The sequence below is a fragment of the Knoellia sp. S7-12 genome (genome assembly GCF_040518285.1).
GTDB lineage: Bacteria > Actinomycetota > Actinomycetes > Actinomycetales > Dermatophilaceae > Knoellia.
On record NZ_CP155449.1, the window covers coordinates 3,078,071 to 3,104,500 of the forward strand.

Sequence of the window (26,430 nt, forward strand, 5' to 3'; positions counted from 1 at the left end):
CAGCCTTTGGTTCGAGTGAGGATCGAGGGTGAGCACATCGCGGTTGAGCCGAACCTACCGCCGGGTAACCGGCGTCGCAAGACTGAGGATCACGTCGGCTGCGTCACACCGTGACCCATCCACGACAATGGGCCGGTGAATCTCGCCCTCACGCTCGCCGCCATCGCCGTGACCGTCATCCTCGTCGCCCGCCTGAGTGCGCCGTTCGGCCTGCCCGCCCCGATCGCCCTGCTGATCGTGGGGCTCATTGCATCGGTCCTGCCGTTCATCCCCGACGTCTCGCTCGATCCCGATGTCGTCCTTCTTGGCCTGCTCCCACCCCTGCTGTATGCCGCCGCGCTCAACACCTCACTCGTCGACATCCGCGCGAATCGCCTTCCGATCCTCGGGTTGTCGGTTGGACTCGTCCTCTTCACGACGTTCGGCGTCGCCCTGCTCGCGTGGTGGCTGCTGCCCATCCCGTTCACCGTGGCTGTGGCCCTGGGTGCCATCGTCGCGCCGCCGGATGCTGTGGCCGCAACCGCTGTGGCCCGCGGGATCGGCTTGCCCCGGCGCATCACGACGATCCTCGAGGGCGAGTCCCTGCTCAACGACGCCACCGCTCTCGTCACGCTGCGCACCGCGATCGCCGCGGCCGGCCTGGCCACGTCGCACCACGGATTCGCCTCTCACGGGCCGGTGTCCGTCGGATCGGTGGCTCGCGACTTCGGCCTCGCGGTCGTGGGCGGCGTCGGCGTCGGCTGGGTCGTCTTTATGCTCATCGGCCTCATCCGCAAGAACCTCACCGAGGCCACGTCGGACACCGCGCTGTCGTTCGCCGCGCCGTTCCTGTCCTACCTGCCAGCCGAACAGCTCGGCGCCAGCGGCGTGCTCGCAGTCGTCACGACCGGGTTGCTCCTCGCCCACAAGTCCCTGGTCCTGCAGTCCGCTGCGTCGCGTCTGAGTGAACGCGTGAACTGGGCCAGCATCACCTTCCTCCTCGAGAACACCGTCTTCCTCCTCATCGGGTTGCAGCTGTCGAGCACCGTCACCGACGTCCGGGCGAGCGAGATCACACTTGGGCGCGCCGTCATCGTCGGGGTCGCCGTGCTCGTCGCCGTCCTCGTGCTGCGGCCCGTGTGGATGTTCCCGTTCAGCTATCTCTCGGGCGTGCTGGGCAAGGCGGAGCGTATGCCGAGCAAGGCCGCGAGCGTCGCCGTCACCTCCTGGGCCGGCATGCGCGGGGTGGTCACCCTCGCGGCGGCGCTCACCCTGCCGCCAGACACTCCAGCGCGGCCCACGCTCATCCTCATCGCCCTCATCGTCACCGTGGGGACGCTGGCCCTGCAGTCGTCCACCCTCCCGGCCCTGGCTCGTGCCCTGGGTGTCCGAGGGCCGGACCCTCGCGAGGACGCGCTCCAGGAAGCAACTGTCGTGCAGGCCGCGACAGGTGCCGGTCTGCGATCGCTCGACGAGGAGCCCGGGCTCGATCCGGTTGTCGCACAGGAGCTCCGTGAGAACGCAGCCCTGCGGGTCAACCGCATCTGGGAGCGCCTTGGCACCCTGGGTCCGAGCGATACCGAGCCGCCCACGGAGACCCGACGACGGCTTCGGATGGTCATGCTCGATGCAGAGCGGCACGAGCTGGTTCGCATCCGCGACGAGGACGACGTCGACCACGAGATCCTCTCGAGTGTCATGAACCAGCTCGACGCCGAAGAGGCTGCCCTCACCTGGAGCATGGCCCGGGCCGCCCGGTTGCGTGACGCGCCACTCCTCACGCCGGACCAGGTGTCTCCGGGCTGCTCACACCTCAGCTCCCTGCCCGACTGCGCCGTCCCCTCCACTGCCGACGGCTGTGAGGAGTGCCTTCGTGAAGGTGAGACGTGGGTGCACCTGCGGATCTGCGTCTCCTGCGGCCATGTCGGCTGTTGCGACTCGTCGCCGGGGCAGCACGCCGGGAAGCACTTCACCGCAACGCGTCACCCCGTGATGCGCTCGCTCGAGCCGGGTGAGGCATGGAGATGGTGCTTCGTCGACGAGGTGCTGGGATGACGTCGCCGAGGGTTCCGGTGCCACTCGTCCTCGCCTCGGCCTCACCGGCCCGGCTCGCGACCCTGCGTGCGGCCGGAGTCGAGCCCATCGTGCAGGTGAGCGGCGTCGACGAGGACGCGGCCCTGGCTGCGGCCGAGGCGATCCACGGCACCCTCTCCCCCGCCGACGTGGCGCTGCTGCTCGCCCGCGCCAAGGCCGAGGACGTCGTGCGTGCCCGAGTCGAGGGTGACGAGACCGAATCCCTTGTGCTTGGCTGCGACTCAGTCCTCGAGCTCGACGGCGAGATCCACGGCAAGCCCGCCGACTCGGCCGAAGCGACGTCGCGATGGCAGCGGATGCGCGGCCGCTCGGGCGTGCTCCATACCGGCCACTGGTTGATCGATGACCGTGACCCCGATGATGGCGGCACGAGTGGCGTTGTCGGCGCGACCGCATCAACGACGGTGCACTTCGCCGATCTCGACGACGACGAGATCGCAGCCTACGTCGCGACGGGTGAGCCACTGCGTGTCGCTGGCGCCTTCACCCTCGACGGTCTCGGCGCCCCCTATGTGAGTGCCATCGAGGGCGACCCGTCCAATGTTGTCGGCGTGTCCCTCCCGCTTCTGCGCGACCTCCTCGCCGAGCTGCAGCTCCCGTGGCGGGCGATCCGTGGGCCGGTTCGGGAAAGTACTTGACAAAGTGGAAAGTAGTTTCTTAGAGTCGAAGCATCGACACCGACTCACGATGGGGATCTGACATGGGCAATACCTCGAGCCACGACACCCAGCAGGCCCGCGCCGCTCTGGACCAGGCCGACCGCATCGCGCTGGCGACCGACCGTGACCGCCGGGTCCACGGGCTTGCCACCGCTGTTTTCGGAGCAGTCATGGGCATCTATGTGGCCGCTCACCGATTTGTCGATGGGCAGGGTTGGGCCGAGAGTGGGCTCTTCGGGGCGTATGTCGTCATCCTGATGGCGTTGGCCGTCTGGCAGCGGCGCGCGGCCAACACGACTCCTCGAGGCGCGCGACACATCGGCTACGTCGGTTTGGCTGGCTCAGCGGTCCTCATGATCGCGTCGGTCGTCTGGTTGAACCTCCGTCAGGGCGACAACCGCGTGGCGGGGATCGGTGAACAGCCCGACCACTGGTGGGTCTATGCGATCGTCGCCGTCGTCACGGCCCTGCCGTCCCTGGCCGCCGGTCACGTGATCTTCTACGGCCGACGCGCATGACACCACCGGAGACCTCCGCGACGGGGCACGCCCGTCACCAGCTCGACGAGCACATTCACGCCCCCGTCCGGTTCAGCATCGTCGCCGCACTCGCCACCGTCGACGAGAGCGAGTTCGCCACCGTCCGTGACGCCATCGAGGTCTCCGACTCGGTCCTGTCCAAGCAGGCCAGCGCCCTCGAGGCCGCCGGCTACGTCAAGGTCCGCAAGGGCTACGTCGGCAAACGACCACGAACCTGGCTCTCGCTCACGGGTCGTGGGCGCACGGCATACGCGAAGCATTTGACTGCCCTGCGCGAGATCGCCGGCGGCTGAGGGGACCCACCCACGTCTCAGACGGGGGGTATGCCGCGTCGCTTGGTTGCGAAGGACCGGTCCCGCCGCGCTGCGTAGCGCAACCGCCGCAGCAGCTCGTCGCGCAGGTCCTCGGGCTCGACGATGTGGTCGATGACGAGGTCTGCGGCGAGGCGTTCTAGATCAACGTCCTCTTCGTACTCACGCCGCTTCTCGGCGACGAAGGCGTCCCGCGCTTCGACCCCCTCGGCCGCCTCGACCTCGGCGATCTTGTTGGCATAGACGGCGTTGACAGCCGCCTCAGGACCCATGACCGCGATGCGCGCCGTGGGCAGGGCGATCGTCGCGTCCGGGCCGAACCCAGGGCCACCCATCGCATAGAGACCGGCGCCGTAGGCCTTGCGCACGACGACACAGAACTGCGGGACCGTCGCGCTCGACACCGCGGACACCATCTTGGCGCCGTGCCTGATGATGCCGCCGCGCTCGACCTCGGATCCGATCATGAAGCCGGGGACGTCAGCGAGATAGATGAGCGGGATCGAGTAGGCGTCACACAGCCAGATGAAGCGGGCAGCCTTGTCGGCGCTGTCGGTGAAGAGCACGCCGCCCTTGACCATCGAGTTGTTGGCGACGATGCCGACGGTCTCGCCATCCATGCGTCCCAGCCCGATGACGAGCTCGGGCGCAAACAGCGCCTTGATCTCAAAGAAGCTGTCGTCGTCGATGAGCCCGTCAATGACCTCGTGGACGTCGAACGGCTGGCTCTCCCGTTCGGGCACGGACTCACGGGTCAGGGGCGCCGAGGGCGACTCGACGGCATACGAGGGTCCGGGCGACTGCCAGTTCTGTGGGACGTAGGAGAAGTAGAGCTTGGCCATCTCGATGGCCTCGGCGTCGTCGTGGACAAGGATGTCGCCGACACCCGAGACGGTGCAGTGCATGCGCGCCCCGCCCATGTCCTCGAGCGAAACCTTCTCTCCCACAACCATTTCGGCCATGCGCGGACTGCCGAGATACATGGACGCGTTGCCCTCGACCATGATGAGCAGATCGGTGAAGCTCGGGATGTAGGCGCCACCAGCGGCCGACGGACCGAACAGGCAGCAGATCTGCGGGACCTTGCCGGAGAGCGCCACCTGGTTGTGGAAGATGCGCCCGGCGCCGCGACGTCCCGGGAACATCTCGACCTGGTCAGTGATGCGCGCGCCCGCCGAGTCGACGAACCAGAAGATGGGCAGCTCCTCGCGCAACGCCATCTCCGTGGCGCGCACGATCTTCTCGACGGTGCGGGCGCCCCACGACCCAGCCTTCACGGTGGGGTCATTGGCGATGACGATGACGGGGCGGTCATCGACCGTGCCGCGACCGGTGACGACACCGTCGGCCGGCAGCCCCTTGGCGAGGGCGTTGGCATAGCGGCCGTCCTCGACGAAGCTGCCCTCATCGACCAGCAGAGCGATGCGGTCCCGGACAAAGAGCTTGCCCTGGGAGGCGAGCTTGGCCGCGGCCTTCTCGGGCGCGGAGGCGGAAGCGGCGTGCGCGATCTCCAGGCGACGACGGACGTCGGCGACTTTGGGATCAGAATCGCTCACCGGCATACCCCTCACTGTGTCAGCCACCAGGATCAGGAAGACGGAAGGCCGAGGTGACGCGCGATGAGCATGCGCTGGACCTCGCTCGTGCCCTCACCGATCTCGAGGATCTTGCCGTCGCGATAGAAGCGGGCGACGGGGTATTCCTCCATGAAGCCATTGCCACCGAAGATCTGGACCGCGATCCGGGTCGCCGTGACGGCAGCCTCGCTCGAGTACAGCTTGGCGATCGACGCGGCCTGCTTGACCTCCTTGACGGAGCGACGGCCGGCCTCCATCTCGTCCTTGAGCCAGGCGGCCTTGTAGGTGAGCAGGCGGGCGGCCTCGACCGAGACGGCGATGTCGGCGATCTGGAACGACACGCCCTGGTTGGCGCCGATGGGGCGACCGAAGGCGGTGCGGGTCTTCGCGTAGTCCGTGGAGAGATCGAGCATCGCCTGAGCCATGCCAACGGCGAGGGCCGAGATCGCGATGCGCCCGTCGTCGAGGGTCTTGAGGAACTGCTTGAAACCCTGCCCCTCCTCGCCAAGGAGATTGGCCTCGGGGACGCGACAGCCCTGGAAGGTCAGTCCATGAGTGTCGGAGATGTGCCAGCCGAGCTTGTCGTAGGCCGCCTCAGCGGTGAATCCCGGTGTGCCAGAAGGGATCATGATCGCGCTGATCTGGGCGTTGCCCTTGTCATCGGTGCCGGTGCGGGCGGTGACGGTGACGAGCGAGGTGATGTCAGTGCCGGAGTTGGTGATGAACGCCTTGGCCCCGTCGACGACCCACTCGTCGCCATCACGAACGGCCTTGGTGCGGGTGGCACCGGCATCGGACCCGGCGTCGGGCTCGGTGAGGCCGAAGCCGGCCAGGGCTCGACCGGCTACGAGGTCGGGGAGCCAACGCTGCTTCTGCTCGTCGGTGCCGTACGTGAGGATCGGGTTGATCCCGAGACCGACTCCCGCGGACAGTGTGATGCCGATGGACTGGTCGACGCGACCGAGCTCCTCGATGGCGACGCACAGACTTGTGAACGCCCCGCCCTCCTCCGGGTCGAGGCTGCCGCCGAACTCCTCTGGCACCACGAGGCCGAAGAGGCCGAGGTCACCCATCTTGGGGACGAGGCCTGCCGGGAAGTGGTGGTCCCTGTCCCACTGCGCGACGTGCGGTGCGACCTCGCGCTCGGCGAAGTCGCGCACGACCTTGCGGAAGTCCTCGTGGTCCTGGCTGAGCTCGAACATCGGTGTCCTTGTCTGGCGATCGGGTCTTGACGTTGACGTTAACGTAAAGCATGCTGACGCCCATGGCAACCCCCGCCGCTGCACCCACCACTCCCGAGACCTGGACGATCCGCGAGATCGCCGAGGAGTTCGGCGTGACCCACCGGACGGTCCGTCACTACGAAGAACTCGGCCTCATCTCCCCTGAGCGAAACGGCACGATCCGGATCTATCACCGCCGCGACAAGACGCGCCTCGGCCTGATCCTGCGCGGCAGGCGGCTCGGCTTCCCGCTCGAGGAGATCCGCACGATCATCGACCTCTACGACGCACCACGCGGTCGGCGCAGCCAGCTCGAGTACGTCCTGGGTCAGATCGACGAGCGACGCACCGACCTCGAGCAGCGACGCCGCGATCTCGACGACGCGATCGCCGAGCTGGGTCGGTTCGAGACATCCTGTCGAGAGGACCTCGGCCGCTTGGGCTGAGCCTCATCGCCACGGACATGATCTGCCACCGCGAGAACGCTGAGGCAGGATGTCATCTGTGCGAAGCGTGACCGAACTCGGGAGTGGAGTGGGGGCCGGCAACGCCTCTGTGCCCACGACGTCGGCGGGCGCCGAGCACGCCTTCGCGCTGCTCATCGTCGGCGGTCGCATTGGCACTGTCATCCAGATGGTCCCGTCTCTGCCCCAAGGCATGGCTCTGTCGCCCAGCAGGACCGGCTACCTCTTCGTGTGGCTGCTCGCGGCGGGAACGGCAGCAGTCGTCAGCGTCCAGGTGTGGCGCAAGGGTCGACCGCTCTCGCCACGCGGCTACCTCGTCGACGCCGTCGTGTGCTCACTTGTCCTGCTTCTCGGGCTGGCAGTCATCCCCGAGGCGACCCGCCTCGGGACGTGGTCCGGCTTCCAGCCGGCATACGCCATCTCGGTCCTGTGCAGCGGCTCGGCTGTGCGGAGCAACCGGGCCTGGGGAGTGGCGCTCCTGGCGATCGTTGGCTCCAGCATTGCGTTCTTCGTACCCGCGCTCTCCTACCTCAGCGCAGCAACAATCCTCGGCCATCTCCTCACCCTCGTCGTCCTCGCCGGGGTGGGGCGCTGGGTGGCCCTGTTCATCCGACGCATCGCCGAGGACGGGGACGCTGCCCGGGCCCAGGCCCTTGAGCTCGGTCGCCGTGATGAGGAGCGTCGCGCCCAGCTGGCGATCCACAACGGTGCCGCAGTCATCCGCATGCTCGGCGATCCAGCGCTCGACGACGCGTCCCGCGTGCTCCTGCAGCGTGAGGCACAGCGGGAGGCGGCTCGAATGCGCTCCTACCTTCAGGGGCACGGGCAGGCGGGGCAGACCCTCACCCAGGACCTCGGCCCCACGCGCCAGGTGACGCTCCCGAGGGCCGTGAGCCAGGTGTGCGACCGGTTCAGCGACCTGCCGCTGCACGTGACGCTTGACCTTGCCGACACCGTCGAACTGGACGTCGCTGCTGCCGAGGCCCTCGACCACGCCCTCGCGAGCGTCCTGCTCAATGTGCGCGACCACGCCCAGGCCGAGACCGTCGTCGTCCACGCGGACGCCGACGCGCACTCCTGGGTCCTCACCGTCCACGACGACGGCGTCGGGTTCGTCGCGGACCCCCGACGGTTCGGGGTCGGGTTGCGCGAGGTGGTCATCGCCCAGCTCCGCCCGCACGGCATGGAGGTCCTCGCGTCCTCCCGCCCGGGCATCGGCACGACGATCACCTTCACGGGAGGGTCTCCCGGGTGAACACCTCGACTGACCGCCCGTCCACGGTGCGCGTCGCTGTCGTTGACGACGCGACGGCGATCCGCGAGTCGATGGCCGCACTCCTCCCGAGCCTCACCTTCACCGGATCCTTCGCCAACGTCGAGTCGATGCTGTTCGCCCGACCCGAAGCCGACGTCGTCGTCCTGGACCTTCACCTCAGCAACACCGGTCAGCCCACGGTCCGCCAAGGCGTCGCCGCCATCCGCGCGGTCGTCGAGGCCAGCTACCGCGTGTGTGTCTACAGCCAGGAGGAGCGGCGCTTCGTCCTGGCTGCGTGCCTGGCTGCCGGAGCCCACGGACTCGTCTCCAAGGCCTCGCCGACGGCTCGGCTGGAGGAGGCACTTCGTGACATCGCAGCTGGCGAGGTCGTCATCCCCCCAACCGTCATCGGCCTCGTCGAGGTTCTCGTCCGACGCAACAGCCTCACAATCCTGTCGGACCGCCAGCGCCACGTCCTGTCCGGCCGAGCCCGTGGCCTGACCTATGCCGAGCTGAGCGGCCAGCTGTACCTGTCGGAATCGACCCTGCGTGGCTATTGGGCCGAGGTCACCCGCGCCGCCTCCGAGCACTTCCAGAAGGTGGCAGCGGGCGACCTCGAACGAGCGCTCGGCCTGGGACCGGGCGACCTTCTCGACAGTTGGCCGGACGGGCCCCCTGCCCGACCAGCCAGCCATCCTCAGCGCCCAACGGCGTCAGGGGCAATGGTGGCGGCTTCGACCCCCACGCCGCCCCTGACTCACCTGGCGAACGCGATCGGCCCGGCAATGACGGCGCCCAGGACTGCCGCACCAATGAGTGCTCGCTTCATCTGTGCCTCCCGAGGCGTTGTGGGCACACGTGCGTGCCCGGGTTCCTCGACCTTGCCAGCCCGGCGCTGGCGCACGGAACCCACGAAATCGCAGACTCGAGGAGATCAGCCCGCCGGCGGATCCCAGGCATAACTGCCGTCGGTGCGCCGCTGACAGACAACGGCCCGGCCGTCGATCGTCTCCTCGCGCACCCCTACATCGCTGAACTGGCACGCCTGCCCGGGTGCCACGACGACGGTCCCGACTCCCACCGACCCCTGAGGAGATGTTGGTGACGGCAAGGGCGTCGATGTGGGCGTGCTCGAGGTCGGCGAGGCTTCGGCGCTCGGACTTGTGGCGGAGGTCGACGGTGTCGGGGCGGGATTCTCAGTGTCGCCGTCGTCCGAGGACCACGGCGACCAGAGCACCACGCCGAACACCCCTGCCAGGACCGCGAGTGCGGCCACGAGAGCCACAAGACCGGACGGACTCCGGCGCGATGTCCTACCAGAGAGGTTGTCCTGCAACGGGTCCAGCGTCACTCTTGGTGCCGGTGTTGGTGTGGCTGTCGGTGGCACCATCGGTGTCGGTGTCAGCGCTGATCGGACGAAGGGGGACGGAGCAGCCGCGGGACTTGTGCGCCGAACACGGGTCACGTCGTCGGGGCGGGCGCTGAGCTGCTCGATTCCGGCACCGGGCTCCGGCACGTGGCGCAGCACCTCGACGTCGCCCATGGCGTCGGGCCGCCACTCCAACACCGGCACGTCGAGTCGCCTCAGCACCTCACTCGCCGTCTGCGGACGTGCAGCCGGATCGGCGCGAGTGAGCTCGGTGACGAGGCGCCACAACTCGTCCGGCGCGCCTGCTGGGCGCGTCGGTGAGGCCGAAGGGCGCTCTCCGGTGAGCATCGCGATGCCCACCTGGCCCACGGCATACAGATCTGCGGTCGGGTCAGGCTCGGCGCCGGTCAGTGACTCGGGTGCGCTGTAGCTCGGAGTCCCTGACCAGTGCCCGGTCTGGGTGAGTCGCACACCGTCGAGCTCGATGGCGATGCCGAAGTCGGTGAGGAAGGCATGTGGTCGATCCGCCCCCGTCGCAGCGAGCAGGACGTTGGCCGGCTTGACGTCCCGGTGGAGGATGCCCGCCGCATGGACGGCATCGAGAGCACCGGCCAATTGGCGCAGGATCTCGGCGACGAGCCGTGGGGGCAACGGCCCAAGGTCACCGATGAGGCTGGCGACCGAGCCACCCTCGACGACAGGCATCGTGAAGAGCACGCGATCGTCCTCCCCTGCCCATGACAGCGGTGTGAGGACGTGCGGGTGGACAACTCGGAAGGCCTGTTCGCGCACGAAACGGAGCAATGAGACTGCGTCGGACTGCCTCAGCACCTTGGCCGCGACCATACGCTCCTCGCGGGAGTCCCAGACCCGCCAGACGGTCCCCATACCGCCCTCCCCCAGCGGATCGAGCAGCTCGTAGCGGCCCGCGAACACCTCACCCACGCGCGACCCCTGCGGCTCGGCGCAGCTGGTCCGCGAGCACTCCCGCCCCCGCAGCCTCGGCCGCCTTCGCGGTGCTGAGCAGCTGTTCGACCGTGGCCGAGGTGGCCAGTGCACGGACGGTCTGGGCGTCATCGGCGCTCACACCGGTCAGCGTCGACTGTTCCTGTCGGATGGCCGTGATGCGCGCCTGGACCTCCTCCGGGGACAGGCCGTCACCCTCGCGAGCGAGGTCGAGCAGGCGCTGCAACCGGTGCACCACAGCAGGATTGCCGATCTTGACGCGTTGGCCGGTCATGAGCTGGGACAGCATCGGAGCCGAGAGCCCCAGCGCCTCCGCGAGCTTGCCCTGGGTCAGGCCGAGCCCAGTCCTGACCGTGGCGCCGAGCTCGGACAGCGGGGCTCCATAGAGAGCCCGTTGCTGCTCGAGGGCGTCGGCGGTCGTCACACCCGGCATCCTAGGTCGACACACACGAGCCTTGACCGAACGGGACCGGCTGAACGACTGTTGTCGGCATGGACAGATCGGACGAACGATCAGCACTCGCGTGGATCATGTCGGGGACCATGGGAGCCGTGGTCGCGGCGGGGCTGGGCAAGGTGTTGATCGAGCGACACCGTGCGCGTGCCCTGGACCAGATGCGAGACACCACTGAGGCTGGCGAGCAGGCAGAGGCCGAAGGGCACCCGAGCTGACGCACCCGGAACTGCTCAGCCCTGATCCGTCAGGAACGCGTCGATCTCGGCAGCAGTGGGTGCCGCGGCCGGGCCACGACGGGTCACCTTGATCGCGCCACCGGCGTTGGCGCGGCGGGACGCGTCGACCCAGGTGGCACCTGCGGCTCTGCACGCGACCAGAACGCCGGTGTGGGTGTCGCCCGCACCATTGGTGTCGACCGGCTTCTGGGGATAACCGTCAAGGTCGGTCGTCTCGCCATCCGCATTGACGGCGCAACCCTCGGGTCCGTCACGCACGATGGCAACGGCACCCTGGGGCAGGTGGTCGATGCACTTGGCCGCCGCCACGACGATGTCGGACTCGCCGGTGAGCGCTTCGCTTTCCTCGGCGTTGCCTGTCCAGACGGTCGTCATCGCGAGCATCTTCTTGCGGATGTCGCCCTCGAGCTCGGCAAAGATCGCACCTGGGTCGAGGACCACCTCGACACCCTCCGGGAGCCCAGCAAGCCAGTGCAGCAACGGATCTCGCGTGGTCCCCGTCAGGCTGTAGCCACTGACGCAGACCAGATCACCGGGCGCAGGTTCCGACGTCTGCAGCGAGTCGACGGTGATGACCCGCTCCGCCGCTTGGGTCGTCACGAAGGTCCGCTCGGCCGTGGGCTCGAGCATGACGACGCAGATCCCGGTGTCCAGGTCGGGCACGACCGGGCTCGAGACGGCCACTCCCTCGGCGGTGAGTGCCTCGCGGATGAGGTCTCCGTGCGGTCCCGTACCCGTCGCTCCGGCGTGGACGCACTCCGCGCCCTGGCGCGCGGCCGCGAGCAGGATGTTGACCGCTCCCCCGGCGTACTCCTTCGGCGGTGGAGCCATCACGTTGCCACCGCGACGCGGCAGCGATGGCACCTCGACGACGACGTCGACGAGTGCCTGTGCCGTGTGGATCACCCGGGGAACCATGGACGGCAGCGTATGCCGTGTGCTCGCCGCATCAGGGGAGCGCTCCCCACCGCACACGGTTGCGTCTTTGCTATTGCAAACGTTACGGTTGGCCTGCCACACCGTCGAAGGGGGACACCACGATGCGGATCCTTGCCGCTCTCACCACTGCCGTCATTGTCGCGCTCACCGGGGCCGCGCAGGCAGCACTGCCAGCTGCCGCCGCCACTGCGAGCGATGAGCCCGTGCCGGGCAAGCTGCTGCTCATGCTCGACGCGTCCGGGTCGATGAAGGCCAAGGACCCGTCGGGACTGACCAAGATCGAAGCCGCCAAGAAGGCGCTCACCGGTGTCGTCGGCGCCCTGCCCGACACCGCCCAGGTCGGACTGCGGGTCTACGGGGCCAAGGTCGACGGCAAGGGCAAACCCACCCCGGCAGCGTGTGCTGACAGCCAGCTCATCCACCCCATCGCCAATCTCGACAAGACCAAGCTCACCTCCACCATCGCCGCCATCAAAGCCCTCGGCGAGACCCCCATCGCCCACTCCCTGCAAGAAGCCCTCAAGGATCTCGGCACCGAGGGCAAACGCAACATCGTCCTCGTCTCCGACGGCGAGGAGTCGTGTGTCCCGGACCCCTGCCCCGTCATCAAGAAACTCACCGCAGCAGGCGTCGACCTCCAGATCGACACCGTCGGCTTCGGCGTCAACGCCAAAGCCCGACAGCAACTCCAGTGCATCGCCGACGCCGGCCAAGGTACCTACTACGACGCCAAAGACGCTGCCGCGCTCGCCACGTCGTTGGGCAAACTCAGCCAGCGCGCCCTCCGCCCCTTCACCGTCACCGGCACCCCGGTCGTGGGCACCGCCTCAGCCGCCGGAGCACCCAGCATCACGGCCGGCCAGTACACGGACACCCTCATGACTGGCGAAGGCCGAAGGCATTACACCCTCCGTCGAACCATGTCAGGCTCGACGCTGCGCGTGGCCGTCACCATGCGTCCGCCCTACACCGAGACCGCGAACCAAGAGTTGGTGCGGATGCGCCTCACGGTTGCCGATCAGCCCTGCGAAGACGGCCTCGCGGCCCGCATTGGCTCCAGTGCGTTCGCTGGGCTGGTCACCGGGACGTTGCGCCTGTCCGGGACCAAGAGCCTGAGACAGGCGAAGGCGACTGACTGCGAAACGTCCGACACGGTCACCCTGAGCCTGGATCGCGAAGACGGCAGCGCCACACCGAACCCCGCCGAGATCCTCGTGATGGAGGAGCCTCCGGTCGAAGGTGGCGACGCACTGCCGCCTGCCGACGATGACCGGCCGCAGCAGGTGGCTCCCGCCCCCGTGAACCCGATGCCGGTGGTCGGCGGCCCGACGTTCTCGTCCGCTCCCCGTATCGCACCGGGAAGTTGGAAAGAGACGTTCGTCTCGGGCGAGACGCTCTTCTATCGCATCCCCGTCGGCTGGGGCCAGCGTCTGCGGGTGTCCGTTGCCTCGGCACCTGGTTCCGTCACCGACGAGGTTCGACGGCTCACCCACTACGCGCCCGTCCTCTACGCACCCGATCGCGGGATCGTCGGCGAGGCCAGCCTGAGCTACGGCAGCTTTGGCCAGAAGCGGCACACCCAGCAGGTGAGCGCCGAGGTTCGCTACCGCAACCGTGAGATACCCGGGTCTCCGGTGGTAGATCTTGCTGGCGACTACTTCATCCGGATCGCGATTCCACACAGCCGTCAGGACGCTACCGCCGAAGTCCCGATGATGTTCCGGGTCGAGGTCGAGGGCACGGTTGAGGGCGCTCCGACATATGCGGGCGCCTCGTCGGGCTCATCCACTCCGTCGCCCTCTGCGACCAGCGAGCGCACGCCGCCAACGACGCCGGCAGAGGACGACCCCACCAGCGACAGGGCGGATACGGACAACGGCTCCGGCTGGCTCGTGTGGCTTGGACTCGGACTGGTGGCGGTGCTGGGAGCCCTGGGGGCGGCATACACGGTCATTCGCGCCCGGCTGAGAGGCAACCGCACCAAGTAGCGGCGCGGGCCAGTGTCAGGATGGCGGGGTGACTACCCGATTCGCCTCGATCGACGAGGTGCGCGAGCGCCTCTCCGACACGGGCTACCTGGCGTCCGACGCCATCGCGACAACGGCATTCCTCGCCGACCAGCTGGGCAAGCCGCTGCTCGTCGAGGGTCCGGCGGGTGTCGGCAAGACCGAGCTCGCCAAGGCCGTGGCCGAGTCAACGGGGGCAAAACTCATCCGGCTCCAGTGCTACGAGGGCGTCGATGAGGCACGCGCTCTCTATGAGTGGAACCACGCGAAGCAGCTCCTGCGCATCACGGCCGAGCGAGACTCTGCCGATGGCTGGGATGAGTTGCGGGACAACATCTTCAGCGACGAGTTCCTGCTCCCCCGCCCCCTGCTCGCAGCGATCCGAAGCGACGAACCCGTGGTGCTCCTCATCGACGAACTCGACAAGGCCGACGTCGAGATCGAGGGCCTGCTCCTTGAGATCCTCGGCGACTTCCAGGTGACCGTGCCCGAGCTCGGCACGATCACGGCGACCCACAAGCCGTTCGTCGTCCTCACTTCGAACGCGACCCGCGAACTGTCCGAGGCGCTGCGCCGACGCTGTCTCTTCCTCCACATCGACTACCCGAACGCCGAGCTCGAGCAGCGCATCGTCACGCTTCGGGCACCCGGTCTCGACGAGGCCCTCGTCGCCTCGGTCGTGCGGCTCGTCCAGCGCCTGCGCGAACTCCGCCTGCGCAAGGCACCGTCCGTCTCCGAGACCGTCGACTGGGCGCGCACCCTCATCGCCCTGGGCGCCACGCAGGACAGCGACCTCAGCGCCGAACTCGTCCGCGACAACCTCGGCGTCCTCCTCAAGCATCAGGACGACATCGAGCGCGCCGCCATCGCCCTCGATCTTCCCGCCCCCGCCTGACCGGTTCACCAGCATGTCCACGGCCCTCGACTCCCGACTCGTCGGCTTCGCCCGCGCCCTGCGCGGCCACGGGGTCATCGTCGGCACGAGCGAGATCGTCGATGCCGGTGCCGCAGCGCACGTTCTTGGGCTCGACGACCGCGAGCGGCTGCGCGAAGGCCTGGCGGCGGCCCTGCTTCGTCGCGCCGGGCAACGCCAGGTCTTCGATGACCTCTATGACGTGTGGTTCCCGGCCGCCCTCGGCGAGCGCGACGGGCTGGCCGCCGAGGCACCGCCCGCCACGCTGGAGGATCGGCGCTCGCGCGCGGCAGAACTGCGCGACGACCTCGCCCGCGCCCTGGCCGCTGGCGACGAACGCGCCCTCGACGAGCTCGCGGCGAGAGTCGTCGCCGAGCTCGGCGCGTTGGCCAACGCCGCCACCACCGGCTCCTTCTCCGCCCAACAGGCGCTCGACACCCTCGCCCCTCAGACCGCCATCGCCGGAGCGCTCGAGCGCATGCAGGACGCCGCCGAAGACTCACCAGGCGGCTCAGGGGATGGCAGCGGCGGCTCGGGCGGCTCGGGGTCCGGCGCCAGTGGCCCGGCGTCCGGCAACAACTTCGCGTCACGCTTCACCCGCGACGAGGTGCGCTCCGGTGTCGCTGCCTTCCGTCGTCGCGTCGAGGCCGAGACCCGCCGGCGCAACGCCGAGGCGCGCGGCGCAGAACGAATCAGCCGGTATGCCGTCCGCGCACCTGCCGAGCAGACACCTTTCCTTCTCGCTGGGCCGGCCGAGCTCGAAGAACTGAGGGGCGCGATCCAGCCGCTCTCTCGCAAACTTGCGACCCGGCTTGCAGCTCGCCGACGACGCTCCTCCCGCGGCCGCATCGACATCCGACGCACGCTGCGTCGATCACTGTCGACGGGCGGCATACCCATCCGTCCGGCACTGGAGCACAGGCGACCGCACCGCCCCGACCTCGTCATCCTCTGCGACCTGTCGTCATCGGTCGCCGGGTTCTCGCGCTTCACGATCCTGCTCGTCCAGGCCCTCGCATCCCAGTTCCGGCGGGTGCGGATCCTCGGATTCGTCAACCGGGTCGACGACCTCACCGACCAGATCATCGGCGCACCGCTGGGTAGCGACCTCAGCGACGCCTTCGACGACCTCTCTCGCATGACCCGCTGGCACCGCAACAGCGACTACGGCTCTGTCTTCGCCGACGTCGTCGAGAACCACCTCGACGCCATCAGCCACCGCACCGCGGTCCTCATCCTCGGCGACGCCCGCTCCAACCACACCGACCCACAGTTCGACATGCTCCGCGAGATCGCCGGCCACGCCCGCCACGTCTCCTGGCTCAACCCCGAACCCGCCCGCATGTGGAGCAGCGGGGACTCCGTCGCCTTGCGCTACAGCGAGATCGTCGACATGCACGAGTGCCGCAACGTCGCCCAACTCAGAGAGTTCGTCAGCCGCCTCCTCCCCGTCTGAGGAGCCCCGGCCCTGCGGGCGGACTATCAGCTGGAGCGGTCGGTCAGTGTTTCCTTGCTTGCGGGCGCCGTCCCATGCCGGGGCTGATAGTCCGCCGGCAGGCCAGACCCGTCTACTGGGCGGCTCACGAACGTGGGCCCGGTGGAAGACCAAGGACGCCGAGGACAACGGACCGGCCGGGAGAGCGCAGAAAAACCGGTGCGCCGCCGGCTGGGCCTGGTGGGAGCGAGGAGCGCGGCCGGGAGAGCGCAGAAGTACCGGTGCGCCGCCGGCTGGGTCTGGCGGGAGCCGGCAGCGCGCTCAGCGCGCGGACGGCGGATGGGACAGCGGCGCACCGGCACTTCTGCGCGGAACCCAAAAACTCAGCCGTTGAATTCGTCAGGGTTGGGTCCGGTCCGGAACCCGCGGTCGAGCGCCGCGATCTCGGCCATGTCCGCCTCGGTCAACGTGACCTTGGTGGACTCGAAGTTCTCGGTGATGCGGGAGGGGGTGACCGACTTGGGCAGGACGACGAAGCCGCGGGCAAGGTGCCACGCGATGATGACCTGCGCCGGGGTGGCTCCGAGCCGGGTCGCGATCGCGCCGATCACCGGGTCGTCGAGGACCTCTTTGCCGGAGGCGAGCGGGCTCCACGACTCGGTGACGATGCCGTGCTCGGCGTTGAACGCGGCGACCTCGGTCTGCTGGAGGTAGGGGTGGAGCTCGATCTGGTTGATCGAGGGCCATTCGCCGGTCTCGTCGAAGAGCCGCTGCAGGTGGTCGACATGGAAATTGCAGACGCCGATGGCACGCACGCGCCCACCGTCACGCAGGGCCTGGAGTGCCTTCCACGCATCGACGTAGTTGTCCTGCTCAGGGAACGGCCAGTGGAGGAGGAGCAGGTCGAGGGTCTCGAGGCCGAGACGGTCCATGGATGCGGTGAAGGCCTCGACGGTCTCCTGCGTGCCGTATTCGGTCGGCCACACCTTGGTCGTCACGAAGATGTCGTCACGGGGGACGTCGGTGGCGGCGAGGGCGCGGCCGACGCCGGCCTCGTTGCCATAGATCTTGGCGGTGTCGATGTGGCGGTAGCCGGTCTCGAGGGCGGCCAGAACAGCAGCGTCGACCTCTTCATCGGGGACCTGCCACACGCCGAAACCGAGCTGGGGGATCTCGACCTCGGTCGAGCCGGACTTCAGGACGATGTCGTTGATGGGCATACCTCCACCGTATGCCGGGTGCTCACCATTCGTTGACCGGTCCCCTTGCGCAGGGCTGACCGCAGCTGTGGCTGGGCAAGGAGGACGCTGCCGAGGACGAGCCCCATGCCGAGGAGATGCACGGGCCCGAAGGGTTCGCCGAGGAGGACGACGCCGAGCAGAGTGCCGGAGACGGGATTGAGCAGACCGATGACGGCGACGGCGCCGGCACTCATCGAAGCGAGGCCGCGGAACCAGGCGACGTAGGCGACACCGGACCCGATGAGGCCGAGGTAGGCCAGGGCCAGCCATCCAGAGAGTGGCAGCTGGGGTGGTGGGCCCTCGACGAAGAGTGCGACGGGCGCCAGGAGCAGACCGCCTGCCACGAGCTGCCAGGAGGTGACGACGATGACGTTCTCGTGGGCGCTCCACCGCTTGGTGAGGACGAAGCCGGCCGAGGCAGAGGTCACGGCCCCCAACGAGGCAAGAACGCCGATGAGGTCGACGCCGCCCTGCCGGTCGTTCTGGAGAACCAGGAGGAGGACCCCGAGCGCGCCGATGACCGAGGCCACCAGCGTGGCGTGGGCTGCGCGCTCGCGCAGGAACAGCCACGCGAGCACCATTGTGACCATGGGGCTGATCGCGGTGAGTGTCGCGCCGAGCCCGCTGGGCAGCCGCACGGCCGCGACATAGAGCAGGCCGAAGAACAGGCCCATGGTCAGCGCGCCCAGGACGAACGAGCGCCACCACCACGAACCGCGCGGCAGGCGACGGTGCCACGCCAGCATGAGCAGGCCGACTGGGAGGACGCGCATCATGCCGGCGAAGAGCGGCCGGTCGGCCGGGAGGAAGAGGTGCGTCACGGCATACGTCGATCCCCAGACGATCGGAGCGATCGCGGTGACGGCGACGAGAGCCAGCCCACCCAGCTTCTTCCCGGAAATAGTTTCCATGGAAGGAATAGTACCTTCCCGGGAAGGTACTATTCCCCACCATGTCCGACACCTCCGATGACCCGCACGCCGATCTCGCCGATCAGGTCGTCTCCCAGTGGCGCGCCGCACGTCCCGACCTCGACCCGACGCCGTTCCTCGTCATCGGTCGGATGCACCGGGTGGCCAACGCACTCACCACCGAGCTGGTGAGGGTCTATGCCGAGTTCGGCCTCGGCGAGGGCGAGTTCGACGTCCTCGCCACCCTGCGACGCCAGGGGGGAGACTTCGCCCTCACTCCATCGGACCTCTCCGAGCAGACCGTCGTGACCTCCGGTGCCGTGACCAAGAGAGTCGATCGGCTCGAGGTCCGTGGCTACGTCGAGCGCCGGCCAAGCGGTGCCGACGGCCGCTCCCGACTCGTGGCCCTGACCCCCGCCGGCAGGGAGCTCATCGACCGGGCCTTCACGGCCCACATGGCCAACGAGGCCCGCCTCATCGAGGCACTCTCACCCACCGACCGTGCCGGCCTCGAACATGGCCTGCGCGTCCTCGCCCAGTCACTCGGCGTCTGACTCGGAGTCCGACCCGGCGAGGGTGCGGTCGTCGGCCGCACCGTCGTAACGCTCCTGCGCGTCGAAGACCTCCTCGACATGGCTCTCCGCCCAGACCTACAGCGCCCTGAGCGGCTCGTGCAGGGTGCGCCCGAGCGGGGTGAGCTCATAACGAGCGTGGCCGTCGGTGCCCGTGGCGTGACTGATCATGCCGTCACGCTCCAGAGCACGCAGGGTGTCGACGAGGACCTTCTTCGTGATGCCGTCCATGCCACGGTGCAGCTCACCGAACCGCAAGGGCTGCTCGTCGAGCAGGATCACGATCAGGGCGGTCCACTTGTTCGCGATGCGCGCCAGCGACTGGCGCGACGGGCACTGGGCAGAGAACACCGTCCATGTCGGGGTCATGCCACTCCTTCACGGTGACGTTGAAGTAACCATCGGTGCGTCGACACGCTGGTCTCTCAATCAATCGAACAGAACGGGAGACGCAGATGTCGGCGATCGATGTGGTGGGACGATACGGGGCAGCAGTTGCTGCTGGCGACATGGCGGCACTTGCTGCCACCTTCACCGACGATGCCGTCTGGCATCAGCCCGGCGCCCACCAGGCCTCCGGGGACCACGTCGGGCCAGAGGCCATCGTGGCGCACCTCGGGTCGTTGATGGTGCTGAGCGCCGGAACCTTCGCGCTGGAGACCGAGTCGGCGACCGAGAGCGGCAACCTCGTCGCGACGACGGTGCGCTTCACCGCGCAGCGTGAGGGCGTCACTGACCTCGACCAGCACGGCGTGGACATCTTCCGGGTCGTCGGCGACCGGATCGCGGAGATCTGGCTGATCAGTGAGGACCAGGCCGCCGAAGACGTGTTCTGGGGCTAGCCCGAGCTGGTGGCGGGGGGTGTGACGGACCCCGCGCCACCGTTGCCCACACCGACCCCGGCGACCTACTACAGTCCGGGTCATGGCCATCAGCAAAGTCCTCATCGCCAACCGTGGCGAGATCGCCGTCCGCATCGCCCGCGCCTGCAAGGACGCCGGCATCGGCTCTGTGGCGGTCTATGCCGAGCCCGATCGTGACGCCCTGCACGTCAAGGTCGCCGACGAGGCCTTCGCGCTCGGCGGCATGACACCTGCGGACTCCTATCTCCTCCAGGACAAGCTGATCGAGGTCGCCAAGGAGGCTGGTGCCGACGCGGTGCACCCCGGCTACGGCTTCCTCGCCGAGAACGCCGACTTCGCGCAAAAGGTCATCGACTCCGGCCTCACCTGGATCGGCCCCGGCCCCGCCGCGATCGACTCCCTCGGCGACAAGGCCAAGGCCAAGCACATCGCCGTCAAGGCGAACGCGCCGCTGGCCCCCGGCACGAAGGACCCCGTCAAGGACGCTGACGAGGTCGTCGCCCTTGCGAAGGAGTTCGGGCTCCCCATCGCGATCAAGGCGGTCTACGGCGGCGGCGGGCGCGGCCTCAAGGTCGCCCGCACCATCGAGGAGATCCCGGAGCTGTTCGACTCGGCCGTGCGCGAGGCCGTCACCGCCTTCGGCCGTGGCGAGTGCCTCGTCGAGAAGTTCCTCGACAAGCCGCGCCACGTCGAGACCCAGTGCCTCGCCGACCAGCACGGCAACGTCGTCGTCGTCTCCACCCGCGACTGCTCCCTCCAGCGCCGCAACCAGAAGCTCGTCGAGGAGGCGCCTGCGCCGTTCCTGTCCGATGAGCAGAACGCCGAACTCGTCCGCGCCTCCAAGGCGATCCTGCGCGAGGCTGGCTATGTCGGCGCCGGCACCTGCGAGTACCTCGTCGCCCAGGACGGCTCGATCAGCTTCCTCGAGGTCAACACCCGCCTCCAGGTCGAGCACCCCGTGACCGAGGAGGTCACCGGCATCGACCTCGTGCGCGAGCAGTTCCGCATTGCCGACGGTGAGGAGCTCGGCTACGACGACCCGACCGCGATCGCGCACTCCTTCGAGTTCCGCATCAACGGTGAGGACGCCGGCCGCAACTTCATGCCCGCGCCGGGCACCGTCTCGCGCATGGTCGTCCCCCACGGCCCGGGCGTGCGTTGGGACGCCGGCATCGTCGAGGGCGACACCGTCGCCGGTGCCTTCGACTCGATGATCGCCAAGCTCATCGTCACCGGCCGCACGCGCGCAGAAGCACTGGCCCGATCGCGTCGAGCTTTGGCAGAGCTCGAGGTCGACGGCATGCCGACGGTGCTTCCGTTCCACCGCGCGATCGTCGACGACCCGGCGTTCGCACCCGAGGGTGACTCACCGTTCACGATCCACACCCGTTGGATCGAGACCGAGTTCGACAACCAGATCCCTGCGTTCGCCGGTGAAACAGCTGCCGATGGCGGCGCCGAGGAGCAGGGCGAACGCCAGCGCGTCACCGTCGAGGTCGGCGGCCGTCGCCTTGAGGTCGTCCTCCCCGCGGGCCTCGCCCTCGGTGGTGGTGGTGGCGGTGGCGCCGCCAAGAAGAAGGCTCCCAAGCGTTCCGGTGGCAGCAAGGCTGGTGCCGCTGCTTCCGGCGACTCCCTCACCGCCCCCATGCAGGGAACCATCGTCAAGGTCGGCGTCGAGGACGGCCAGGAGGTCGCCGCGGGTGACCTCATCGTCGTACTCGAGGCCATGAAGATGGAGCAGCCGATCACCGCCCACAAGGCCGGCACCATCAGCGGTCTCACCGCCGAGGTCGGCGCCACGGTGACCAACGGCGCTGTCCTCTGCGAGATCAAGGACGCCTGAGGGTTCTCGCCGCGCGAGATCGGCGCCACGTCGCTACGTTCGAGAGATGACCCTTCTCTCCAGCACCCTTCGACGCACCCTCGCCACGGCTTCGGTCGCCGGCACGATCCTTGCGGCCGCAGCGATCCCCAGCAGCACGGCATACGCCGCGTCTGATCAGGGGAAGGCGCCGGCAACGTGCGAGTTCAGGCCAACTCCGGATCGCCCGGCGGCTCGCCCGGTCAATCTGCCCAAGGACAAGCAGAAGTCGCACGGCACGGTCGACGTCGAGATCACGACGAACTACGGACCCATGGTCTTCCGCCTCGATAGAGACCTCGCGCCGTGCGCCGTCGGCAGCCTCGCGCACCTGGCGAAAGCCGACTTCTATGACCAGAGTCAGTGCTTCCGCCTCACGAATTCGGCGCGCCTCGGCGTGCTCCAGTGCGGCGACATCTATCGGCAGGAGGAGGGCGGACCGGGCTACGAGTTCGACGACGAGGTCACGCCCTCACTGACCTATCCACGCGGCACCATCGCGATGGGCAACCAGGGGCCGGGCACCAACGGTAGCGAATTCTTCGTGGTCCACAGCTTTGCCAACATCGCACCGAACTACACCGTGATGGGCCACTTGCTCAGTGGGTTCGAGGTCCTGGACGCCATCGTCGAGGCCGGGATCGCGGACCCCGATCTTGACGGCCCGCCGGCCCAGCCGGTGTGGATCACCGACGTGCGAGCGGTCGGCCAGCGCGGCTGAAATCGCTTGTCGCACAGGACAAACGAACGCCCCGTATGCCGGTCAGCCGGCCTACGGGGCGTTCGTCGCGTTGCGTGGTGGTTGCCTCAGCGGGCGGGGCTGTCGTTCTGACCGAGGTCGAGGCTCTCGCCACCGTCGGCGGGCTGGGAGCCACCGGGTGTCGACGCCGAACCCGGGTCCCCCTGCTGGGTCGATCCGCCCTCGGGGAGCCCACCGGACTCGCCCTGGCTCGGGGAGCCCTGGGACGGCGGCTCGGCGTCCGGGGCCGGGAACGACGGGTCGGTGGGGGCGTCGCTGCCCTCACCCGGGATGGTGGACGGGGCGGTGGTGTCCGGCAGCTCGCTCGGGGCGGTCGGGTCCTGCTGGGGCTGCGGGTCGCCGGTGCCGGGGGACGGGTTGGGCACCGGCACCTCGGCGGGCTGCTCCGGGACTGCGCCGGGGTCAGCCGGGACAGAGCCGGGGTCGACCGTCCCCCCGGCGTTGGAGGGGAGACCGAGCTTGCCCTCGACGAAGTCGCCGCCCTTGTCGATGGCGCCGGAGAACTTGCCGCCGGTCTTCTGGTCGAGGAAGTCCTCAACCTTGTCGATGGCGCTGCGCGCGTTGTCGGGGTTGTCCTGGGCGTAGTCCTTGGCCTGGTTGAAGGCCTGGTCGCCGCTGATCGGGCGCTTCTGGTCACTCATCGTGAATCTCTCCCACAGTGTCGGGTTCGGATGAATTCCAAACTAGTCACGCACGAGGTCGAAGTGGGGTTTGGCAGCCGCCCGACCACCCGAGTGGAGACTCAGATACCGGTGGTGTGGAGACGACGAGCCGCCTCGGCGATAGAGCCCGAGAGCGAGGGATAGACCGTGAAGGTGCTTGCGAGCTGGTCGACGTTGAGCCGGTGGTGCACGGCCAGCGTCACCGGGAAGATCAGCTCCGATGCACGTGGGGCCACGACGACGCCACCGATGATGGCGCCAGAACCCTTCTGCGCGAACAACTTCACGAAGCCGTCCTCGATGCCCGACATCTTGGCGCGGGGGTTGCGCGACAGGGGCAGCATGACGACATCTGCGTCGGCCGACCCGTCGTCGATGGCCGTCTGCGAGATGCCAACCGTCGCGATCTCCGGGTCGGTGAAGATGTTGGCCGACACCACGCCGAGGTTGAGGGGGGCCACGGCGTCGCCGAGGGCATGGCTCATCGCGATGCGGCCCTGCATCGCTGCCACGGACGCAAGGGGAAGGACTCCGGTGCAGTCGCCCGCGGCATACACGCCTCGAACGGAGGTGCGCGAGACGCGGTCGACCGCGATGTGTCCGGACTCCGTGAGCTCGATTCCGACATCTTCGAGGCCCATGCCCGAGGTCTGCGGGATGGAGCCGACGGCCAGGAGGGCGTGCGATCCCTCGACCTCGCGACCGTCAACGAGCTTGACGACGACGCCATCGCCACGACGCTCAACGGCCGCCATACGAGAGCGCCCGAGCACCTCCATGCCGCGACGCTTGAACACGTCCTCGATCACGGTGGCTGCGTCCGGGTCCTCACCCGGGAGGACTCGGTCGCGCGACGACACGAGGACCACGTCGGAGCCGAGGCCGAGGTAGGCCTGGGCCAGCTCGGCGCCGGTGACACCGGAACCGACCACGATGAGTCGCTCGGGCAGGGCATCGAGCTCATAGATCTGCTGCCACGTGAGGATCCGCTCACCGTCCGGCTCGGCCGTGCCCATGGTGCGCGGAGTGGCTCCGGTGGCGATCAGGACGACATCGGCATCGACCAGCTCAGTGCCACCGTCGGCGAGCGTCGCCTCGGCGCGGGCCGGCGAGAGGAGGCGACCGGTGCCAGACAGGACGCGCACACCGACCTCGGCCACGCGCTCGCCGATGTCACGACTCTGGGCGGCCGCAAGGTCCTTGACCCGAGAGTTGACCTCGGCCAGCTCGGCCTTGGCGTCGCTGACCTCGTCACCCTCACCGTCCTCGAGGTGGACGCCGAGATGGGCGGCCGTCTCGAACTCGGACATGTAGTCGGCCGTCGAGATGAGGGTCTTGGACGGCACGCAGTCGGTGAGGACCGCGGCGCCTCCGAGTCCGTCACGGTCGATGATCGTGACCTCCCCACCCAGCTGAGCCGCCACAAGAGCCGCCTCGTAGCCGCCGGGACCCCCACCCACAATGACCACTCGTGCTGTTCGCGCATTCACGCCAACCATCCAACCATTCCTTGGGAGCGCCGGAGGACAGGAACGCCCGCGACGCCTGCGTCCGGACGCAAACGAGGCGCCGCACCCTCACCCGGGGTGCGGCGCCTCTCTCGGCTCATCAGGCTCGCGAGCCCTTGCGACGCTTGAGCAACACGAGACCACCACCGAGTCCCAGGAGGCCCACGGCCAGCAGGCTCAGGGGGCCAGTGTCACCCGCACCGGTGTAGGCGAGCGGCGGGTAGGACGGACGAGGGGTCGGCGTCCCTGACGGCGTCCCGGTGGGCGTGGCCGTGGGGGTGGTCGGCTCGTCCTCGCACTCCTTCGCCTCGGTGAGCACGACGTCCCACGACGAGGTCCCGGTGAGGGTGTAGCCCCCAAGAGCGGCGGCCGTGATCGTGACATCGGCAGGCCCCTCATAGGTGCCGGGCTCAAGCCTCTCGTCATCGAGGAAGTAGGACACGCCCTCGATCTCGGGGATCGTCACCGTACCGTCGACCTCGCACTCTTCCGACTGGGAGATCTCGGGAGCAACCGGCGTCACCGGCTTCTCCGGCGGGGCGCAGACCTCTGCCGCGGGAACGGTGACCGGGAACTCCGTCTTGGCCGAGTCAGCCAGGACGAAGCCGTCCTTGACCTCAACCTCAATCACTCCATCGAGGGGGCCGGTGAAAGTCTTGCCCGAAACGTCCTCGCCCTTCCACAAGTAACGGACACCCTCGGTGCTCGGGACCTTCACGGTGCCGTTGACCTCGCATTCCTCGGACTGGGAGATCTCGGGAGCAACCGGCGTCACCGGCTTCTCCGGCGGGGCGCAGACCTCTGCCGCGGGAACGGTGACCGGGAACTCCGTCTTGGCCGAGTCAGCCAGGACGAAGCCGTCCTTGACCTCAACCTCAATCACTCCATCGAGGGGGCCGGTGAAAGTCTTGCCCGAAACGTCCTCGCCCTTCCACAAGTAACGGACACCCTCGGTGTTCGGGACCTTCACGGTGCCGTTGACCTCGCACTCCTCGGACTGGGAGATCTCGGGAGCAACCGGCGTCACCGGCTTCTCCGGCGGGGTGCACTCACCCGGAAGTGATACCCGGCCCGTGGCAGATGCCTTGTGGCCGTCGGCCCAGGTGGCGCTCACCTGAAGCGAAGCGCTGGCGCTACCCACCGGGATCGCCGTCTGGGTTGCGGCGATGGAGGTGTTGCCGTTCCCGGACGTGGCGGGGATCTGGCTCGGGAGACCGGCGAGCTCACCTCCGCCGGTCGTCTGGCCGGTGACCTCGACGACGAGCGGGTAGTCGTTCTCGATCGTCCACGTGACCTTGATCGTCCCGTCGACTGCACACTCGGCCACGCCACTCACGGCAGTGCTGTGCGCAGATGCACTCGTTGCACCTACGACACCTATGGCGCATGCCACGGCGCATGCCACGGCGGCCCTCATCAACTTCTTCACTCTGTCCTACCCCTTGCGTTCGGCAATGATGGATGGGGAGACAGGCAGAAGCCAGATCGAGCCACACCGCACGGTGTCGACGTGGTCCCCGGGGGAGAACCTAGGGACGCCGCTGGCTTGGCGCCTGAAAATTCAACTACTTCGTGGAGAGATCATCCGATGCGGCGGCACGTGGGGCTCGATCGGACCAGCCCGGACGGA

At 68.4% G+C, this 26,430-nt stretch carries 26 protein-coding genes; 15 read left to right on the top strand and 11 right to left on the bottom strand.

The window, feature by feature from the left end:
• Positions 1–135: 135 nt before the first annotated feature.
• From V6K52_RS14815 to V6K52_RS14830, 4 genes are all read left to right on the top strand, one after another.
• Positions 136–2,034, top strand: coding sequence for a Na+/H+ antiporter (locus V6K52_RS14815; RefSeq protein WP_353950886.1), 1,899 nt, complete (start codon positions 136–138; stop codon positions 2,032–2,034).
• Positions 2,031–2,711 (top strand): Maf family protein, encoded by a 681-nt coding sequence (locus V6K52_RS14820; protein ID WP_353950887.1) that lies wholly within the window; start codon positions 2,031–2,033, stop codon positions 2,709–2,711. The genes V6K52_RS14815 and V6K52_RS14820 overlap by 4 nt, the downstream gene beginning before the upstream one ends.
• 62 nt (positions 2,712–2,773) lie before the next feature.
• The gene (locus tag V6K52_RS14825) at positions 2,774–3,250 is read left to right on the top strand and encodes a hypothetical protein (RefSeq protein ID WP_353950888.1); all 477 of its coding nucleotides are present in this window, start codon (positions 2,774–2,776) and stop codon (positions 3,248–3,250) included.
• Entirely contained in the window at positions 3,247–3,564 is a 318-nt protein-coding gene (locus V6K52_RS14830) for a transcriptional regulator (protein WP_353950889.1), read from the top strand. Before V6K52_RS14825 ends, V6K52_RS14830 begins: the two co-directional genes overlap by 4 nt.
• A gap of 17 nt (positions 3,565–3,581) precedes the next feature.
• Here V6K52_RS14830 and V6K52_RS14835 read toward each other — a convergent pair whose 3' ends face one another.
• Complete coding sequence (locus V6K52_RS14835; RefSeq protein ID WP_353953782.1) at positions 3,582–5,144, bottom strand: acyl-CoA carboxylase subunit beta; 1,563 nt, start codon at positions 5,142–5,144, stop codon at positions 3,582–3,584.
• 26 nt (positions 5,145–5,170) lie between these two features.
• Entirely contained in the window at positions 5,171–6,361 is a 1,191-nt protein-coding gene (locus V6K52_RS14840; protein WP_353950890.1) for an acyl-CoA dehydrogenase family protein, read from the bottom strand.
• Between the two features lie 62 nt (positions 6,362–6,423).
• On the opposite strand from V6K52_RS14840, the gene V6K52_RS14845 reads away from it, so the two are divergent.
• From V6K52_RS14845 to V6K52_RS14855, 3 genes are read left to right on the top strand one after another with little or no spacing between them, the layout of a single operon-like run.
• Complete coding sequence (locus V6K52_RS14845) at positions 6,424–6,828, top strand: MerR family DNA-binding transcriptional regulator (protein WP_353950891.1); 405 nt, start codon at positions 6,424–6,426, stop codon at positions 6,826–6,828.
• A 58-nt stretch (positions 6,829–6,886) separates the two neighbouring features.
• A complete protein-coding gene (locus V6K52_RS14850) occupies positions 6,887–8,101 on the top strand; it encodes an ATP-binding protein (protein WP_353950892.1) in 1,215 nt (404 codons plus the stop codon).
• A complete protein-coding gene (locus V6K52_RS14855) occupies positions 8,098–9,063 on the top strand; it encodes a response regulator transcription factor (RefSeq protein ID WP_353950893.1) in 966 nt (321 codons plus the stop codon). The genes V6K52_RS14850 and V6K52_RS14855 overlap by 4 nt, the downstream gene beginning before the upstream one ends.
• On the opposite strand, the gene V6K52_RS14860 is transcribed toward V6K52_RS14855, so the two are convergent.
• Together V6K52_RS14860 and V6K52_RS14865 are read right to left on the bottom strand one after the other, a co-directional pair.
• Entirely contained in the window at positions 9,036–10,415 is a 1,380-nt protein-coding gene (locus V6K52_RS14860) for a serine/threonine-protein kinase (protein WP_353950894.1), read from the bottom strand. The two genes, V6K52_RS14855 and V6K52_RS14860, sit on opposite strands and share 28 nt — an antisense overlap.
• Positions 10,408–10,860: a helix-turn-helix transcriptional regulator gene (locus V6K52_RS14865; protein ID WP_353950895.1), complete on the bottom strand. Its 453-nt coding sequence runs from the start codon at positions 10,858–10,860 to the stop codon at positions 10,408–10,410. The genes V6K52_RS14860 and V6K52_RS14865 overlap by 8 nt, the downstream gene beginning before the upstream one ends.
• Positions 10,861–10,928: 68 nt before the next feature.
• On the opposite strand from V6K52_RS14865, the gene V6K52_RS14870 reads away from it, so the two are divergent.
• The gene (locus V6K52_RS14870) at positions 10,929–11,108 is read left to right on the top strand and encodes a hypothetical protein (protein WP_353950896.1); all 180 of its coding nucleotides are present in this window, start codon (positions 10,929–10,931) and stop codon (positions 11,106–11,108) included.
• Between the two features lie 15 nt (positions 11,109–11,123).
• Here the strand turns inward: V6K52_RS14870 and V6K52_RS14875 are convergent, their stop codons facing one another.
• Positions 11,124–12,047 carry a PfkB family carbohydrate kinase gene (locus V6K52_RS14875; RefSeq protein ID WP_353950897.1) on the bottom strand — a complete coding sequence of 308 codons (924 nt, stop codon included), beginning with the start codon at positions 12,045–12,047 and terminating at the stop codon, positions 11,124–11,126.
• A gap of 122 nt (positions 12,048–12,169) precedes the next feature.
• Here V6K52_RS14875 and V6K52_RS14880 point away from each other — a divergent pair, with 122 nt between their 5' ends.
• The 3 genes from V6K52_RS14880 to V6K52_RS14890 are packed head-to-tail and all read left to right on the top strand — an operon-like array spanning position 12,170 to position 16,443.
• Positions 12,170–14,056: a VWA domain-containing protein gene (locus V6K52_RS14880; RefSeq protein ID WP_353950898.1), complete on the top strand. Its 1,887-nt coding sequence runs from the start codon at positions 12,170–12,172 to the stop codon at positions 14,054–14,056.
• Between the two features lie 28 nt (positions 14,057–14,084).
• Positions 14,085–14,969: a MoxR family ATPase gene (locus V6K52_RS14885; RefSeq protein WP_353950899.1), complete on the top strand. Its 885-nt coding sequence runs from the start codon at positions 14,085–14,087 to the stop codon at positions 14,967–14,969.
• Between the two features lie 13 nt (positions 14,970–14,982).
• Positions 14,983–16,443 (top strand): VWA domain-containing protein, encoded by a 1,461-nt coding sequence (locus V6K52_RS14890; protein ID WP_353950900.1) that lies wholly within the window; start codon positions 14,983–14,985, stop codon positions 16,441–16,443.
• Positions 16,444–16,805: 362 nt separating this feature from the next.
• Here the strand turns inward: V6K52_RS14890 and V6K52_RS14895 are convergent, their stop codons facing one another.
• Complete coding sequence (locus V6K52_RS14895; RefSeq protein ID WP_353950901.1) at positions 16,806–17,642, bottom strand: aldo/keto reductase; 837 nt, start codon at positions 17,640–17,642, stop codon at positions 16,806–16,808.
• Complete coding sequence (locus V6K52_RS14900; RefSeq protein WP_353950902.1) at positions 17,618–18,574, bottom strand: EamA family transporter; 957 nt, start codon at positions 18,572–18,574, stop codon at positions 17,618–17,620. The genes V6K52_RS14895 and V6K52_RS14900 overlap by 25 nt, the downstream gene beginning before the upstream one ends.
• A gap of 41 nt (positions 18,575–18,615) precedes the next feature.
• Here V6K52_RS14900 and V6K52_RS14905 point away from each other — a divergent pair, with 41 nt between their 5' ends.
• Positions 18,616–19,128: a MarR family transcriptional regulator gene (locus V6K52_RS14905; protein WP_353950903.1), complete on the top strand. Its 513-nt coding sequence runs from the start codon at positions 18,616–18,618 to the stop codon at positions 19,126–19,128.
• A gap of 96 nt (positions 19,129–19,224) precedes the next feature.
• Here V6K52_RS14905 and V6K52_RS14910 read toward each other — a convergent pair whose 3' ends face one another.
• A complete protein-coding gene (locus tag V6K52_RS14910) occupies positions 19,225–19,515 on the bottom strand; it encodes a helix-turn-helix domain-containing protein (RefSeq protein WP_353950904.1) in 291 nt (96 codons plus the stop codon).
• Positions 19,516–19,601: 86 nt separating this feature from the next.
• Here V6K52_RS14910 and V6K52_RS14915 point away from each other — a divergent pair, with 86 nt between their 5' ends.
• The 3 genes from V6K52_RS14915 (at position 19,602) to V6K52_RS14925 (ending at position 22,591) form a co-directional block, all read left to right on the top strand.
• A complete protein-coding gene (locus tag V6K52_RS14915; RefSeq protein ID WP_353950905.1) occupies positions 19,602–19,988 on the top strand; it encodes a nuclear transport factor 2 family protein in 387 nt (128 codons plus the stop codon).
• Positions 19,989–20,070: 82 nt separating this feature from the next.
• Positions 20,071–21,852, top strand: a complete 1,782-nt coding sequence (locus V6K52_RS14920; RefSeq protein WP_353950906.1) for a biotin carboxylase N-terminal domain-containing protein — start codon at positions 20,071–20,073, stop codon at positions 21,850–21,852.
• A gap of 46 nt (positions 21,853–21,898) precedes the next feature.
• Positions 21,899–22,591, top strand: coding sequence for a peptidylprolyl isomerase (locus V6K52_RS14925; RefSeq protein WP_353950907.1), 693 nt, complete (start codon positions 21,899–21,901; stop codon positions 22,589–22,591).
• A gap of 86 nt (positions 22,592–22,677) precedes the next feature.
• Here the strand turns inward: V6K52_RS14925 and V6K52_RS14930 are convergent, their stop codons facing one another.
• The 3 genes from V6K52_RS14930 to V6K52_RS14940 all read right to left on the bottom strand — a co-directional run bounded on the left by V6K52_RS14930 (position 22,678) and on the right by V6K52_RS14940 (position 26,127).
• On the bottom strand, positions 22,678–23,271 hold the full coding sequence (locus V6K52_RS14930; RefSeq protein WP_353950908.1) for an Rv0909 family putative TA system antitoxin: 594 nt from the start codon (positions 23,269–23,271) through the stop codon (positions 22,678–22,680).
• Positions 23,272–23,372: 101 nt separating this feature from the next.
• Positions 23,373–24,782, bottom strand: coding sequence for an NAD(P)H-quinone dehydrogenase (locus V6K52_RS14935; protein ID WP_353950909.1), 1,410 nt, complete (start codon positions 24,780–24,782; stop codon positions 23,373–23,375).
• A gap of 118 nt (positions 24,783–24,900) precedes the next feature.
• On the bottom strand, positions 24,901–26,127 hold the full coding sequence (locus V6K52_RS14940) for a hypothetical protein (RefSeq protein WP_353950910.1): 1,227 nt from the start codon (positions 26,125–26,127) through the stop codon (positions 24,901–24,903).
• Positions 26,128–26,430: the final 303 nt, after the last annotated feature.

Bases quoted from the DNA above. Each gene is read 5' to 3' on its own strand.
- V6K52_RS14895 (WP_353950901.1), bottom strand. From the start codon at position 17,642: ATGCCCATCAACGACATCGTCCTGAAGTCCGGCTCGACCGAGGTCGAG.
- V6K52_RS14920 (WP_353950906.1), top strand. From the start codon at position 20,071: ATGGCCATCAGCAAAGTCCTCATCGCCAACCGTGGCGAGATCGCCGTC.
- V6K52_RS14910 (WP_353950904.1), bottom strand. From the start codon at position 19,515: ATGACCCCGACATGGACGGTGTTCTCTGCCCAGTGCCCGTCGCGCCAG.
- V6K52_RS14820 (WP_353950887.1), top strand. From the start codon at position 2,031: ATGACGTCGCCGAGGGTTCCGGTGCCACTCGTCCTCGCCTCGGCCTCA.
- V6K52_RS14825 (WP_353950888.1), top strand. From the start codon at position 2,774: ATGGGCAATACCTCGAGCCACGACACCCAGCAGGCCCGCGCCGCTCTG.
- V6K52_RS14880 (WP_353950898.1), top strand. From the start codon at position 12,170: ATGCGGATCCTTGCCGCTCTCACCACTGCCGTCATTGTCGCGCTCACC.
- V6K52_RS14905 (WP_353950903.1), top strand. From the start codon at position 18,616: ATGTCCGACACCTCCGATGACCCGCACGCCGATCTCGCCGATCAGGTC.
- V6K52_RS14915 (WP_353950905.1), top strand. From the start codon at position 19,602: ATGTCGGCGATCGATGTGGTGGGACGATACGGGGCAGCAGTTGCTGCT.
- V6K52_RS14900 (WP_353950902.1), bottom strand. From the start codon at position 18,574: ATGGAAACTATTTCCGGGAAGAAGCTGGGTGGGCTGGCTCTCGTCGCC.
- V6K52_RS14930 (WP_353950908.1), bottom strand. From the start codon at position 23,271: ATGAGTGACCAGAAGCGCCCGATCAGCGGCGACCAGGCCTTCAACCAG.
- V6K52_RS14830 (WP_353950889.1), top strand. From the start codon at position 3,247: ATGACACCACCGGAGACCTCCGCGACGGGGCACGCCCGTCACCAGCTC.
- V6K52_RS14925 (WP_353950907.1), top strand. From the start codon at position 21,899: ATGACCCTTCTCTCCAGCACCCTTCGACGCACCCTCGCCACGGCTTCG.
- V6K52_RS14870 (WP_353950896.1), top strand. From the start codon at position 10,929: ATGGACAGATCGGACGAACGATCAGCACTCGCGTGGATCATGTCGGGG.
- V6K52_RS14845 (WP_353950891.1), top strand. From the start codon at position 6,424: ATGGCAACCCCCGCCGCTGCACCCACCACTCCCGAGACCTGGACGATC.
- V6K52_RS14890 (WP_353950900.1), top strand. From the start codon at position 14,983: ATGTCCACGGCCCTCGACTCCCGACTCGTCGGCTTCGCCCGCGCCCTG.
- V6K52_RS14875 (WP_353950897.1), bottom strand. From the start codon at position 12,047: ATGGTTCCCCGGGTGATCCACACGGCACAGGCACTCGTCGACGTCGTC.
- V6K52_RS14840 (WP_353950890.1), bottom strand. From the start codon at position 6,361: ATGTTCGAGCTCAGCCAGGACCACGAGGACTTCCGCAAGGTCGTGCGC.
- V6K52_RS14835 (WP_353953782.1), bottom strand. From the start codon at position 5,144: ATGCCGGTGAGCGATTCTGATCCCAAAGTCGCCGACGTCCGTCGTCGC.